The 12,822-nt window shown below is 64.9% G+C and carries 13 protein-coding genes; 2 read left to right on the top strand and 11 right to left on the bottom strand.

Annotated features, from left to right (window positions below; all coding sequences use genetic code 11):
* Position 1 precedes the first annotated feature (1 nt).
* Positions 2–796 carry an ABC transporter ATP-binding protein gene (locus FNU79_RS14580; protein ID WP_143721541.1) on the bottom strand — a complete coding sequence of 265 codons (795 nt, stop codon included), beginning with the start codon at positions 794–796 and terminating at the stop codon, positions 2–4.
* Positions 797–943: 147 nt separating this feature from the next.
* Between FNU79_RS14580 and FNU79_RS14575 the strand changes: the two genes are divergently transcribed.
* On the top strand, positions 944–1,453 hold the full coding sequence (locus FNU79_RS14575) for an Lrp/AsnC family transcriptional regulator (protein WP_143721540.1): 510 nt from the start codon (positions 944–946) through the stop codon (positions 1,451–1,453).
* Between the two features lie 85 nt (positions 1,454–1,538).
* On the top strand, positions 1,539–2,495 hold the full coding sequence (locus FNU79_RS14570; RefSeq protein WP_143721539.1) for an isoaspartyl peptidase/L-asparaginase family protein: 957 nt from the start codon (positions 1,539–1,541) through the stop codon (positions 2,493–2,495).
* Between the two features lie 112 nt (positions 2,496–2,607).
* On the opposite strand, the gene FNU79_RS14565 is transcribed toward FNU79_RS14570, so the two are convergent.
* Genes FNU79_RS14565 through FNU79_RS14520 form a run of 10 tightly spaced genes read right to left on the bottom strand, consistent with a single transcriptional unit; the run spans position 2,608 to position 12,750 of the window.
* Positions 2,608–3,363, bottom strand: coding sequence for an SDR family NAD(P)-dependent oxidoreductase (locus FNU79_RS14565; RefSeq protein WP_143721538.1), 756 nt, complete (start codon positions 3,361–3,363; stop codon positions 2,608–2,610).
* Positions 3,360–4,907, bottom strand: coding sequence for a carboxypeptidase M32 (locus FNU79_RS14560; RefSeq protein ID WP_143721537.1), 1,548 nt, complete (start codon positions 4,905–4,907; stop codon positions 3,360–3,362). Before FNU79_RS14560 ends, FNU79_RS14565 begins: the two co-directional genes overlap by 4 nt.
* On the bottom strand, positions 4,904–6,295 hold the full coding sequence (locus FNU79_RS14555) for a dipeptidase (RefSeq protein WP_143721536.1): 1,392 nt from the start codon (positions 6,293–6,295) through the stop codon (positions 4,904–4,906). The genes FNU79_RS14560 and FNU79_RS14555 overlap by 4 nt, the downstream gene beginning before the upstream one ends.
* Positions 6,292–7,065 carry an SDR family NAD(P)-dependent oxidoreductase gene (locus FNU79_RS14550; protein WP_143721535.1) on the bottom strand — a complete coding sequence of 258 codons (774 nt, stop codon included), beginning with the start codon at positions 7,063–7,065 and terminating at the stop codon, positions 6,292–6,294. The genes FNU79_RS14555 and FNU79_RS14550 overlap by 4 nt, the downstream gene beginning before the upstream one ends.
* Entirely contained in the window at positions 7,062–8,105 is a 1,044-nt protein-coding gene (locus tag FNU79_RS14545; RefSeq protein WP_143721534.1) for a ketopantoate reductase family protein, read from the bottom strand. The genes FNU79_RS14550 and FNU79_RS14545 overlap by 4 nt, the downstream gene beginning before the upstream one ends.
* Positions 8,102–8,809 (bottom strand): creatininase family protein, encoded by a 708-nt coding sequence (locus FNU79_RS14540; RefSeq protein ID WP_225430093.1) that lies wholly within the window; start codon positions 8,807–8,809, stop codon positions 8,102–8,104. The genes FNU79_RS14545 and FNU79_RS14540 overlap by 4 nt, the downstream gene beginning before the upstream one ends.
* The gene (locus tag FNU79_RS14535; protein WP_143721533.1) at positions 8,806–9,849 is read right to left on the bottom strand and encodes a GntR family transcriptional regulator; all 1,044 of its coding nucleotides are present in this window, start codon (positions 9,847–9,849) and stop codon (positions 8,806–8,808) included. Before FNU79_RS14535 ends, FNU79_RS14540 begins: the two co-directional genes overlap by 4 nt.
* Complete coding sequence (locus tag FNU79_RS14530) at positions 9,846–10,880, bottom strand: ABC transporter ATP-binding protein (protein ID WP_225430092.1); 1,035 nt, start codon at positions 10,878–10,880, stop codon at positions 9,846–9,848. The genes FNU79_RS14535 and FNU79_RS14530 overlap by 4 nt, the downstream gene beginning before the upstream one ends.
* A complete protein-coding gene (locus FNU79_RS14525) occupies positions 10,877–11,899 on the bottom strand; it encodes an ABC transporter ATP-binding protein (protein WP_143721532.1) in 1,023 nt (340 codons plus the stop codon). Before FNU79_RS14525 ends, FNU79_RS14530 begins: the two co-directional genes overlap by 4 nt.
* Positions 11,896–12,750, bottom strand: a complete 855-nt coding sequence (locus FNU79_RS14520) for an ABC transporter permease (protein ID WP_143721531.1) — start codon at positions 12,748–12,750, stop codon at positions 11,896–11,898. Before FNU79_RS14520 ends, FNU79_RS14525 begins: the two co-directional genes overlap by 4 nt.
* Positions 12,751–12,822: the final 72 nt, after the last annotated feature.

Here is a 12,822-nt window from a genome sequence, read left to right as displayed (position 1 = left end):
CTCAGGCTGCATCGTCACTCCCCAAGTACGCCTCGCGCACCCGCACGCTGGCCTGCACCTCGGCGGGCGTGCCCTCGCCGATGACTTGACCCTGCGCCAGCACCTGCACCCGCTCGCACAGATTCATGACCAAATCCATATCGTGCTCGATCACGATGACGGCCACGCTGTAGCGGTCGCGCAGACTGCCGATCAGCTGCGCCAAAGCCTGAGTTTCGCCTGCGTTCAGCCCGGCGGCAGGTTCGTCCAGCATCAGTAGCGCGGGGCGGGTCGCCATCGCCCGCGCGATCTCTAAGCGGCGTCCGTCGCCGTAGGGCAAGCTGGCAGCCCGCAGATTGGCCTGATGTTCCAAGCCGGTAAGGGCCAGCAGCTCACGGGCGGTGTTCTCGGCGGCTTGCCGGGCGGCGCGGGCGGCGGGCAGGCCCAGCAGCACGCCGGGCAGCGAGCTGGGGTGCCGGAGCTGCGCGGCGGCCAGCACATTTTCCAGCACGCTGAGTTGAGCAAACAGCCGGGTGCCCTGAAAGGTGCGGGCAATGCCCAGCCGGTTGACCTGAGCCGGAGGCAGATTGGTGACGGCCTGTCCGCGCAGATAAACCGCTCCCGCTGTCGGTTTCAGGAAGCCAGTCACCAGATTAAACAGCGTGCTTTTACCGCTGCCGTTCGGCCCGATAATGCCCACGATCTCGCGTTCGCGTACACTGATGGCGTGATTCCTGAGCGCCCTCAAACCGCGAAAAGACTTGGCGAGGTCGCGCGTTTCCAGGAGGGGGGCAGCTGACAGGAGATCAGCTCCCATCTAGCTTGTTTCCTTGGTAGGCCCAGCGCCCTTCAGCAAATAGCCCCTTGGTTGCATGCCGTAGAGTAGATGAATGTTTCTAGAAGTGCAACGACCGTCTAGACTATTTACCCAGACCGGCAAAATTGTTGATATATTTTCCCTCTTATGCGGCCTGAACGCTTGGATGAGATAGATCGGCAATTACTCTCGGCCCTGCAACGCGACGCTGAAGTCAACCGCGCTGAGCTGGCCCGTGAGGTGGGCCTCTCACCGGCTGGGCTGCACAAGCGCTTGGCCCGCCTCAAAAGTCAGGGGTACTTTCAGCGTACGGTGGCGCTCCTGAACCGGCGCAGCTTGGGACTTGACCTGCTGGCGTTCATGCTGGTGACGTTTCGCTCCAACTTGCGCTTCGAGAACCAGGACGCCCTGCGCCGGGCGGTGGCGGACATTCCTCAGGTGCTGGAATGCTACACGCTGACCGGAACGAGTGACGCCATTCTCAAAATCTTGGTGCGCGATCAAAGTGAGCTGCGCGATTTGTTGCAGACGCTGGCGCAGGCCCAAGACGTGATCGACCGGATTCAGACCTGCGTGGTGCTGGAAGAATTCAAGAACGGCCCCGAGTTGCCGCTGCCACAATCAGAAACCAAACCGGCGGGCGAGGAGCCCGAGTGATCCCGTTCCCGGTGCTGGACTTTTTCAACCGAACTGGGCCATTCCAACAACCGGGAAGGTTGCTATGCTGAGGCGAGAGGTGCAAATGACGACCACGAGACGGACTCCAGTGCTGGCGATCCACGGCGGCTGCGGCGCGATTCCCAAAGACGAATTGACCCCGGATCTCAACCGGGCCGCCCGTGAGGCGCTGCGCCGGGCGCTTCAAGCGGGCTTCAGCGTCTTGACGGCGGGCGGCGCGGCCACCGACGCGGTAACGGAAGCGGTCGCGGTGATGGAAGACGACCCGGTGTTCAACGCGGGCTACGGCGCGGCCCTCAACCGGGACGGCTACCATGAGCTGGACGCCTCGGTGATGGACGGCGCGGCGGGCCTGGCAGGTGCGGTGGCCGGAGCGCGGCGCATTCGCCATCCGGTGCGAGTGGCCCGCTCACTGGCCGAGGTGGCCGATCCGCTGCTGCTGGTGGGTGAGGCCGCCGACGAGTGGGCGCGGCAGCGGGGATTTGAAGTGGTGGACAACAGCTTTTTTACCACCCCTTCCCGGCGGGAGGCGCTGGAAAGAATGTTGGAGCGCGAGCGTGAAGGTACACTGGCCGCCGCTCCCGAGCGCGACAAGCACGGCACGGTGGGCGCGGCGGCGCTCGACCTGCACGGTCACCTGGCGGCAGCAACCTCCACGGGCGGCTACACTGCCAAGCCCACCGGACGCATCGGCGACTCACCGATCATCGGGGCGGGCACCTGGGCTGATGACCGCACCTGTGCGCTGTCGGGCACGGGTAAGGGGGAGTTTTTTATTCGCCGCGTGCTCGGTCACGAAATCCACGCCCGAATGCTTTATCAGGGCGCGGCGTTAAGTGAGGCCACCGACGCCATGATTCACGGCGAAATGGTGGCCCTCGGCAAGCTGGGAGCAGGCGGCGGTGCGGGGCTGTGCGCGGTGGACAAAGACGGCAACGTCGCCCTGCCGTATAACACTGAGGGCATGTACCGAGGCTGGATCACCGCCGAGGGCATGCGCGTCGCCATTCACGAAGAATAAGTACGGCCAGACCCGACTCCACGTCTCGGGCTGTCCGCATCTACTGAACCTGCCTGCTTGGTCAAAAGAAACTCTTTTTTGACCAAGCAGGCAGGCGGCAGTCAGCCTGAGTTCAGCCCTGATCAAGCGGGCGGATCAGCAGCTCATTCACGTTCACGCGCTCCGGCTGGGTCACGGCATAGACAACGGCAGCGGCGATGTCTTCCGATTGCAGCATCTCCATGTCCTTGATGCGGCCCTCGTACATGTCCTTGGTCTGGGTGTGGGTAATGTGATCGGTCAGCTCGGTGGCGACCACACCGGGCTCGATGACGGTCACGCGAATCCGGTCGGCTTTGGCTTCCTGCCGCAGGCCCTCGCTAAATCCCCCCACCGCCCATTTGCTGGCGCTATATCCGGCACTCAGCGGACTGGCCCCTCGCCCCGACACTGAGGAGATGTTGACGATGTGCCCGCTCTTCTGCGGCTTCATGACTTCCAGCGCCGCCTGCGAGAGGTGCATCAGCGCCGTGACGTTGAGGTCCATCATGCGCGTCAGGTCGCTGGGATCGCCGCCGGAGAGGGGGCCGAGCAGCATCACGCCCGCGTTGTTCACCACGATGTCCAGGCGGCCCAGGGCGCTGACGGTCTGCTTGACGACTTCCGCGCCTTGCCCGGCCTGCGCCAGATCGGAGACGATCACGGCCACCTTGCCGCCCATGCTCTCGATCTTGGCAGCCAGTTCATCCAGACGGTCCTTGCGCCGGGCCACCAGCGCCACCGCTGCGCCGTGTTCGGCCAGGGCCAGGGCGGTGGCCTCGCCGATGCCGCTGGAGGCTCCGGTGACGAGGGCGACTTTTCCTGCCAGTTTTCCGTTTGTCTGGGTCATGTTGTTTGCTCCTTTTGAGTGCCTACTTTTTGAAGGTCCAGGCCGTAGAGTTCGCCGTATTTGCCGCTGAGGTAATCCAGGTAAGGTTGCGGGTCGAGGCCGTGCCCGGTCACGCGCATCAGCAGTTCGTGGGGCGTGAAGGTGCGGCCATGCTGATAGATGTTGTCTGTGAGCCACTCGCGCAGGGGGGTGTACTCGCCACGCGCTAGGCCAGCTTCCAGATCTGGCACCTGCTCCAGCGCTGCCGCATAGAACTGCGAGGCCATCACGTTGCCGATGGTATAGGTGGGAAACGAGCCGATCATACCCGCCGACCAGTGGATGTCTTGCAACACGCCGTGTGCGTCGTCCGGCACGTCCAGACCGAGGTCGGATTTGATGCGGGCGTTCCAGGCGGCGGGCAAGTCCTTAACCGCCAGTTCGCCGCCGATGAGTTGGCGTTCCAGCTCGACCCGCAGCATGATGTGGAGGTCATACGTCAGCTCGTCGGCCTCCACCCGGATGAGGCTGGGGCGCACGGTGTTGATGGCCCGGTGAAAGGCGGCGGTGTCCACGTCCGCGAACTGCTCTGGGAACGCGTCCTGAAGCTGCGAAAAGTGCAGGTTCCAGTACGCCTTTGAGCGCCCAATTCGGTTTTCCCACAGCCGCGACTGGCTCTCGTGCGTGCCATAGCTGGCCCCGCCCACCGCGTAGAGGCCCGTCAAATCACTGGTCAGCACAGTGCGGCTCAGCTCGGGGCGGACGCCCTGCTCGTACATGGCGTGTCCGGTTTCATGCAGCGTGCCGAACAGTGCGCCCGATAGGAATTTTTCCTGAAAGCGGGTGGTGATCCGCACATCCTGACGGGTGAAACTGATCTCGAAGGGGTGGGCCGATTCGTCGAGCCGCCCGCGCTGGGTGTCGTAGCCGAACTTCTGCGCCAGCGTCAGGGAAACACGCTTTTGCGCGTCTGCTGGATACGAGCGGTTCAGGAAATCGCTGCGCGGCTGGGGTTGCTGCTGGATGGCCTTGAGGAGCGGCACATGATGGGCGCGGAGCCGCTCGAACAGCGGCAGCAGCGTGGCCACCGTGACACCCGGCTCGTAGAGGTTGAGCAGTGCGTCGTAAGGGTGGCCCTCGTAGCCCAGCGCCTCGGCCAGTTGGCGGTTCAGCTCCACCATCCGTGTCAGGGCCGGGGCGAACATCTGAAAGTCGTTGGCCGCTTTGGCCCGCGCCCACACGTCCTGCGCTTCTGATTTGAGCAGGGCCAGTTCGCGGGTCAGTTCGGCGGGAATGCGCTTGAGGGCCGAGACAGCCGCCAGAGCCTGCTGCGCGGCACGGTTCTCCACGTCATCATCGCTGTCGTCAGCGCTGACCGCTTGCGCCGCCGCCTCGTAAGCCGGATCGAGCAATTTTTCCTGCGCCAGAGCGCTGATGGTTGCCTGTTGTTGGGCGCGGGCCGAACTGCCGCCTGCGGGCATCTGGGTGCGGGCGTCCCAGTTGAGCACATTCAGAACACACAACAAGTCGTTGATTTCTGCCGAGCGGCGCTGAAATTCATTCATCTTTTCTCCTGATGGCCCAGCTTCCACCACAACTGCGCCCAAGCCTTCTGGCCCTCGGACAAGCGTGGGATGCGGAAAAATTCGTTGGGGGCGTGGATGTCCTCGTCGCCTACCGAGAAACTAAAAAACACGGTGTCGAGGCCCAGTACGCTTTGAAAAGTCTCCAGCACCGGAATGCTGCCGCCCATGCCCACGTCCAGCGGCGGCTTGCCGTACAGCTCGGCCAGCACTTCCCGCGCCAGCGCCCCGCCGGGGTGGTCATCAGGCAGGTGGTAGGCGCGCGCGCCGTGTTCGCCGGGGTGAAGTTCCAGCGTGACACCGGGCGGCAAATTGTCCTCCAAGTGCTGCTTGAGCAGCTGCGTGATCCGCCCCGGTTCCTGCCCCGGCACCAGGCGGCAGGTGATTTTGGCGTGGGCCTCACTCGGCAGCACGGTTTTGGTTCCCTCGCCGGTGTAGCCGCCCCACATCCCGTTGACTTCCAGCGTGGGCCGGTGCCACTGGCGCTCCAGCGTGGAGTAGCCGGATTCGCCGTAGACGGCAGGCGCTCCGGTCTGGGTCAGATACGCCTCGTCGGTGAAGGGCAGTTGCCGGATGCCCTCACGCTGCTGGGGCGTCAGTTCGGCAATGCCGTCGTAGAAGCCCGGCACCGTCACGCGGCCTGATTCGTCGTGAAGTCCGGCAATCAAAGTCGCTAGCGCGTGCAGAGGATTGTGGACACTGCCGCCGTGCCGCCCGGAGTGCAGGTCTTTGGTGGGGCCGCGCACGGTGAGTTCCAGCGCCACCAGCCCGCGTGCGCTGACCGTCAGTGAGGGTATCTCCGCACTCCACATCCCGCCGTCGGCACTCAGGACGAAATCGGCCTTGAGCCGCTCGGCGTTCTGCGCGACGAGTTCGTTCAGGTGGGCGCTGCCAACCTCCTCCTCGCCCTCGAACAAGAATTTGAGGTTGAGGGGCAACTTGCCCAGCGTGGACAGGTAAGCGTCCACCACCTGCACGGTCAGCAGCAGCGGTCCCTTGTCATCGCTGACGCCACGCCCATAGATTCTGCCGTCTTTGACCGTGAGCGTAAACGGTGGCGTGTGCCATTTCTCCAGCGGGTCAGGCGGCTGAACGTCGTAGTGGCCGTAGACGAGCAGGGTGGGCGCGTCCTTGCCCGCGTCCAAGTACTCGGCGTAGACGGCGGCGTGTCCGGCGGTGGGCCAGCGTTCCACCGTCCCCAGGCCAGCGCGTTTCAGGCGCTCCGAGAGCCACGCCGCCGCCCGCTCCATGTCCGGTTTGTGATCCGGCTGGGCGCTGACGCTGGGGATGCTGGCGAACTCGATCAGTTCGGAGAGTGAGGCCTCAGAACGCTCACTCAACTTGTTCAGCACATCGTTCAGGCCGCTCATTTACCGCCGTCCACACTCAAGACTTGCCCGGTCACCCAGCCCGCCTGATCGGAGGCGAAGAACAGCACCGCATTGGCGATGTCTTCAGGGGTTCCCAGCCGCTTCAGCGCGATGCCGTCTATCAGTTTGCGCTGGCCCTCCTCGCCGTAGCTTTCCCACTGGCGCTCGGTGGTGGGATTGCTGCGGACGAAACCGGGAGCCACGTTGTTGACGGTGATGCCCCACGCGCCCAGCTCATGCGCCAACTGGCGGGTCAGGCCGATCTGGGCAGCCTTGGCCGAGGCATACGCCTGAATACCGGTCAGGCTGATGCCTAGGCCCGCGCCGCTGGAAATGTTGATGATCCGGCCCGACTTCTGGGCCTTCATGTGCGGGGCCGCCGCCTGCGCGAAGAAAAAGGCCCCGTCCACGTTGACGGCGAAGATGGCCTGCCAATCCGGGGCGCTGATCTCCTCGATGGGGCGGCCCACCTGCCCTCGCACGCCGCCCGCGTTGTTGACCAGCACATCCACACGGCCCGTCTCGGCCACGACTTCGGCCATGAAAGCTGAGACGGCAGCCGCGTCACCCACGTCCACTTTCCGGGTCTGGATCGTCAGGCTGCCTTCCTGAATCAGCCGGGCCGTTTCATCCAACCCCTCGGTGTTCACGTCGCAGGCCCAGACCGCCGCTCCCTCACCAGCGAAAGCGTGGGCAATCGTGCGCCCGAAGCCGTGGGCCGCGCCCGTGACAATGACGGTCTGACCTGTGAAGCGTTGACTGCCGCTCATGCTTGTTCCTCAAGAAGGAGGCCGCGCAACTCCGTTAGATTCTCGCGGCCCAGCTCACGCGTTCCTTGCTCTATTTCGTGAATCAGCTCGATCAGTCGGGCATTTAATGGTGTGGGAACGGCGTGCTGCGCCCCAAAATGCACCACCCAGCCGAGTTGCGCGTCCACCTCCGTCGTGCGTTTGCGAACCGCCAGATCGCGCCAGATGCCACTGTGTGTCTTGGCGCTGCGGCGGTTGAAGGCCACCATCTCGTCCAGACTTGTTTGCGCCGCCGCGTCACCAGCATCCGGCAAAAAGGCCGCCGGGTCAAAGCCGTTGAAGGCTTCGGGCGTGACCCCGTGCGCCAGGGCCACCCGCATGACCTCGCGGCCCAGTTCGGTGTAGAGGGCGCGGTCTTCGGGCCGTGCAAGCGCGTCGGCGATGCTGTCGTTGGTCACGGCGGTGGCAAACAGCAGTGCCCCGTAAGCGAGCTTGCTCCACAGGTAGCCGAACACGTTGGGACTCAGGACGGCGTCAGGCTCGAAGTGCTGGAGCATCTGATGGACTCGCCGCGCCCGATCGGTCAACTGTCCGTCCTGCTCACCGATGACCACCACGCCCCGCCCGCCGTACTGCACCACGCCCGGCTCCAGATAATCCGCGCCGAAGTTGACGAAGCTGCCCAGCACCTGCCCCGGCGGGATGTGTTCGTTGATGATCAGCGGGTTGAGGCCATTCTGGATGGACACCACCACGCCGCCGGGGCTGAGATGGGGCGCGAGGGCTTTGGCTGCCGCCGCCGTGTGTTGCGCCTTGGTACACAGCAAGATGGTGTCCCACTGGCTTTTCAGCGTCTCTGGGGTGAAGGCGGGGGCAGTCACGTTGAACTCTCCAAACGGGCCGGTGATGCTCAGGCCGCGTTCATTGATGGCTGTGACGTGACCCGCGTCCACATCCACGAAGGTCACGTCACAGCCGCCGCGCAGCAGATACGCGCCAATCGTGCCGCCGATGGCCCCGGCTCCCCAGATCAGCAGGCGTTGCGAGTCCTCCTCGCTCACTCGGCCCACCCTTTTTCCAGCATGGCGCGGGTTTCGGCCACGGCCACGTCCCAGATGGCCTGCATGTCGGCGTCGGGGCGCTGGAATTTGCCGCCGAAATTGCCCTCACCAAGGTACTCGCGCAGCGCCGCCGGGCCGAGCAACCGCATGTAATCGAAGTCCACGCCAGTTTTCTCCGTGTCCGGCATCTCCACGCCGTCTAGCCGCGTCCACGGAAAATTCTCCATCCAAGACGCGTGGCTGGCGTTGGAGTCGGTGGCCTGCACTTTGGCCCAGACCTGCGGGGCGTTCCACCAGTTGTGAAACTTGACCTGCGTGCCGGGATGGTCGGCCATCCACTCGGCGGTAAAGCCCTGCGCTGGGGTGTTGCCGCCGTGTCCGTTGACGATCAATATTCGCCGGAAGCCCTGCTCGTGCAGGTCGTCCAGAATATCGCGCACGATCGCCAAATACGTCTGCACCCGGATATTGATGCTGCCCGGATAGGCCCGGAAGTACGGCGTGACGCCGTAGGGTAAGACGGGAAAGACCGGCACGCCGGAGCCCCCCACCGCGTCATGTGCCAGCTTGGAGGGCAAGATGTTGTCCACGCACAGGCTCAGGTGCGCATGCTGCTCGGTGCTGCCCAGCGGCAAAATGCAGCGGTTGTCGCTCTTGAGGTACTCTTCGACCTGCATCCAGTTCATCTGTTCAATCGCGGTCATGACAGCTCCTTTTTGGGCTTGTGTGATGGCGTTTTTCGGGACGTTCGCTGCGCTTCCACGGCGGGCAGCACCAGCCCCCCGATGTCGCGCGGGTCGACGACGTGGCGGTATTCGAGGGCCGGCTTGTTGGGTATCAAGGTGCGGACTCTTTCGGAGCCGGTGGCGTAAGTGGCCACGTCACAGGCGTCCAGCACGCTCTGTAAATCCTTGGCGTGCAGGTGAGTGGCCTGAATAGACAAGACATGCGGCGCGAAACGTTTGACGCCGCTCAGAAAGGTGGGCAGAAATTCTTCGAAGGTCGTCACAATCGTCAGCCGGATCATCGGGTCGAGGGCCGCCAGCGCCGCTCGGGTGCGCTGCGAGGGAATGAAGCCCACCGGAATAATCTCCCGGCCCGGCAAAAGTGCCCGCGTCTCATTCAGGCGGTGGGCCAGCGCCAGCACCACGTCGGCGTTTTGCGCGTCGGTGTGCGAGCGCCCGGAACGCAGGTCGTCCAGCGTGACTGCCTGCACCCGGTCTCCGGCAGGCAGCGCCGCCTGAACGTTCGCCGCGTAACTGCGGGTGGCGTCGGCAAATAAGCCCACCAGCAGCACGCTGACACCGGTTTGCTGCGGCTGTGCGCCGCGTGCGATCAGGGCGTTCATGGCCTCCCCGATCTGGCGCAGGCTGTAGCCCTCGCCCTCGGCCCGCGCCAGCGTGTCCGAGAGCAGCCGGGTCAGCCGCGTCAAATCAGGGCCGGGCGGCGGCTGCGGCGCGGCGGCCACGAAGGTGCCGCGCCCGCGTGAGGTCATGATCAGGCCCAGCCCCAGCAGTTCTTTGTAGACGCCCGCCACCGTCATGTGCGCCACGCCCAGTTCCTGAGACAGTTCGCGCACGCTGGGCAGCCGTGCGCCGCGCGGGATGTCCCCGCAGGCAATCCCGTATTCCAGTTGCCCGCGCAGTTGGGTGTTGACCGGCACCCCCAGACTGCGGTCGATGCCCAGCGGCCAGACAAAAGGCTCAGCGGCTCCGGAAGATGGTTCCTGCACGGGAGATTTCATGTCGCCAGCTTGAAGGGCGCAGTTTGGGCAGGGTCGTACAGATGGCAGGCCACCTCCGGGCCGTCTTCCAACTTGAGCAGGGCGGGCCGCTCGGTGGCGCAGCGCTCGAAGGCGTACGGGCAGCGTGTTCTGAAGGCGCAGCCGCTCGGCACGTTCAGCGGGCTGGGCAACTCGCCCATGATGGCCGGGGCCGCCGTGCGCTGGCTCGGATCGAGGGTGGGCGCAGCGGCGAGAAGAGCCTGCGTGTACGGATGACGCGGAGCCGTGAAGATCGTCTCCGTGTCCGAGACTTCCACCACCCGGCCCAAATACATCACCGCCACCCGGTGCGAGATGTGACGCACCAGCCGCAAATCGTGGGCCACGAACAGCACCGTCAGGTCCAGGCGTTCCTGCAACTCCAGCAGCAGGTTGACCACCTGCGCCTGCACCGACACGTCCAGCGCCGACACCAGCTCGTCGGCGATTAGGCATTCGGGTTCCAGCGCCAGCGCCCGCGCGATGCCGATGCGCTGGCGTTGGCCGCCGGAGAACTCGTGCGGCAGGCGTCCAGCAGCCTCGGGTGGCAGACCCACCAGCTTCAGCAGTTCGCGCACGCGGGCGGGCTGCTCGGCGGGCGGGCGCATCTTGTGGACGCTCAGCGCCTCGCGCAGCACAGCTTCAACGGTCATACGCGGGTTGAGGCTGGAATAGGGATCTTGAAAGATCATCTGAACCCGGCGGTTGTATTGCCGCAAGTCCGCGCCGCGCAGCGCCAGCACGTCCAGATCGCCGTAACGGACGCTGCCCCGGTCGGCGTCGTAGAGCCGGACCAGCGTGCGGGCCAGCGTGGACTTGCCGCAGCCACTCTCGCCCACGATGCCGAGCGTCTCGCCGCGCCGCACGTTCAGCTCCACGTCGGTCAGGGCCTGCACCGCCCGCTGCGGTTGGCCTCTCCAGCGCGAAAGTAAGCTCTGCGCCACCGGAAACGTCTTGGTCAGACCGTGGATTTCCATTAAAGGCGGAGTGGATTTGGAGAGAGGCACGGTCATACTCCTACCTCCTCGAGACTGGCTTTGAGGGCTGGCAATTCGGCGTAATGAATGCAGGCGCTGAACCGTCCCGGCGCAACTTCCAGCAGGGGCGGCTCGTTGCCCCGGCAGTCGTCCGTCACGTATTCGCAGCGCGGCGCAAAGGGGCAACCCGGCGGCAGCGAACGCAAATCAGGCGGCCCGCCGGGAATCGGCTGAAGCGGGCGTCGGTGCTCCCCGGCCCCCGGCAGGCTCCGCAAGAGGCCCAGCGTGTAGGCGTGTTTGGGCGCGTGAAACAGGTCGTTCACACCCGCCGTTTCCACCAATCGCCCGCCGTACATCACGGCCACCCGGTCACAGGTCTGCGCCACCACGCCCAGATCGTGCGTCACCAGAATCACGCTCATGTGCAGTTCCTCTCGCAGCCGCAGCAGGAGTCTCAGGATCTGATCCTGGATGGTCACGTCGAGTGCCGTCGTCGGCTCGTCAGCCAGCAGCAATTGCGGCTCGGAAGCCAGCGCAATGGCGATCATGGCCCGCTGGCGCATCCCGCCGGAAAACTGGTGTGGGTAATCCGCGAGGCGGGCGCGGGGGCTGGGAATGCCGGTCAGGTCCAGCAGTTCAGCGGCCCGGTTCTGCGCCGCCTTGCCACGCAAGCCTTTGTGTTCGCGCAGGTTCTCCTCGATCTGCTCGCCCACCGTCAGCACCGGATTGAGGGCTGACATCGGCTCCTGAAAGATCATGCTGATCTGCCCGCCGCGCACCGAGCGCAGCTTCGAGTCGGAGACGCCCAGCAGATTCTGGCCGCCGTACTCGACGGTTCCGGTCATCTGAATCGGCGGGCGGTGCAGCCGGATCAGCGAGCGCAGGGTCACGCTCTTGCCGCTGCCCGACTCGCCCACCAGGCCCAGCACCTCGCCGGGCATCAAATCGAAGTTGACGCCGCGCACCGCGTGGAGCACCCCACCAGGTGTGGGAATGCGGACGTTCAGATCGCGCACAGTCAGGAGTGGAGCCTGTTCCTTAACAAAAGCGGTCATGCGCGGGGCCTCAGGGCGTCGGCCAATCCGTCACCGATCAGGCTGAAGGTCACGCCTGCCAGCGTCAGGGCCAGGCCCGGAAAGGTGCTGATCCACCACGCGGTGGCCATGAAGTTTTTACCGTCGGCCACCATCACGCCCCATTCGGGTGTGGGCGGCTGTGCGCCCAGGCCCAGATAGCCGAGCGACGCGCCCAGCAGAATGCCCAGGCTCATGTCGGTCATCAGATAGACGATGGCGGGCGTGACGGCGTTGGGCAGCAGGTGGCGCAGCAGAATGCGTCCTGGGCTGTACCCGAGCACCCGTCCGGCCTGCGCATATTCGGCTTTCTTCTGCGCCATGACCTCGCCGCGTGTCAGCCGCCAGTAGCTGACCCAGCCCACCGCGCTGACCGCGATGTACATGTTGGTAAGGCCCGGCCCCAGCACCGCCACGATGGCGATGACCAGCACCAGGAAGGGAAAGACCACCACCAGATCGGCGAAGCGGCCCACCACCGCGTCGCTCCATTTGCCCAGGTAACCGGTCAGGGCTCCCAGCAGCGTGCCGAAGATGAACGGAAAGAGAGTGGTAAACACGGCGATCTGCATATCGACGCGGGTGCCGTAGATGATCCGGCTCAGAATGTCGCGCCCGAAGTTGTCGGTGCCGAAGACATGCTTGGCATTCGGCCCCTGCAAGATCGCTTCGTAATCGAAGTCGGTGGGGCTGTAGCGGGCCAGATACTGCGGGAAAATGGCGGCCACGATCAAGAGCAGCAGCAGCACCAAGCCGATCAGCAGCGTCGCCTTGGGCATTCGGCGGCGCGGGCGAGTCGGCACCTCCAGCGCGGGGGAGTGCATGGTGGTCATTGAGCCCTCCGGGCGGCGTGTGGCGCGTGGTTTGCAGCTTGGAGCAGCAGCCAGAGGAGGGCGGGGGATTGA

Source organism: Deinococcus detaillensis, from assembly GCF_007280555.1.
Taxonomy (GTDB): Bacteria; Deinococcota; Deinococci; order Deinococcales; family Deinococcaceae; genus Deinococcus; species Deinococcus detaillensis.
The sequence above is the reverse complement of the archived record's forward strand: the minus strand, read 5'-3'. Positions and strand labels throughout refer to the sequence as shown.

Excerpts from the sequence above, each read along its gene's own strand:
- FNU79_RS14570 (WP_143721539.1), top strand. The coding sequence starts at position 1,539 with ATGACGACCACGAGACGGACTCCAGTGCTGGCGATCCACGGCGGCTGC.
- FNU79_RS14525 (WP_143721532.1), bottom strand. The coding sequence starts at position 11,899 with ATGACCGCTTTTGTTAAGGAACAGGCTCCACTCCTGACTGTGCGCGAT.
- FNU79_RS14560 (WP_143721537.1), bottom strand. The coding sequence starts at position 4,907 with ATGAATGAATTTCAGCGCCGCTCGGCAGAAATCAACGACTTGTTGTGT.
- FNU79_RS14550 (WP_143721535.1), bottom strand. The coding sequence starts at position 7,065 with ATGAGCGGCAGTCAACGCTTCACAGGTCAGACCGTCATTGTCACGGGC.
- FNU79_RS14580 (WP_143721541.1), bottom strand. The coding sequence starts at position 796 with ATGGGAGCTGATCTCCTGTCAGCTGCCCCCCTCCTGGAAACGCGCGAC.
- FNU79_RS14520 (WP_143721531.1), bottom strand. The coding sequence starts at position 12,750 with ATGACCACCATGCACTCCCCCGCGCTGGAGGTGCCGACTCGCCCGCGC.
- FNU79_RS14540 (WP_225430093.1), bottom strand. The coding sequence starts at position 8,809 with ATGACCGCGATTGAACAGATGAACTGGATGCAGGTCGAAGAGTACCTC.
- FNU79_RS14530 (WP_225430092.1), bottom strand. The coding sequence starts at position 10,880 with ATGACCGTGCCTCTCTCCAAATCCACTCCGCCTTTAATGGAAATCCAC.
- FNU79_RS14535 (WP_143721533.1), bottom strand. The coding sequence starts at position 9,849 with ATGAAATCTCCCGTGCAGGAACCATCTTCCGGAGCCGCTGAGCCTTTT.
- FNU79_RS14555 (WP_143721536.1), bottom strand. The coding sequence starts at position 6,295 with ATGAGCGGCCTGAACGATGTGCTGAACAAGTTGAGTGAGCGTTCTGAG.
- FNU79_RS14565 (WP_143721538.1), bottom strand. The coding sequence starts at position 3,363 with ATGACCCAGACAAACGGAAAACTGGCAGGAAAAGTCGCCCTCGTCACC.
- FNU79_RS14575 (WP_143721540.1), top strand. The coding sequence starts at position 944 with ATGCGGCCTGAACGCTTGGATGAGATAGATCGGCAATTACTCTCGGCC.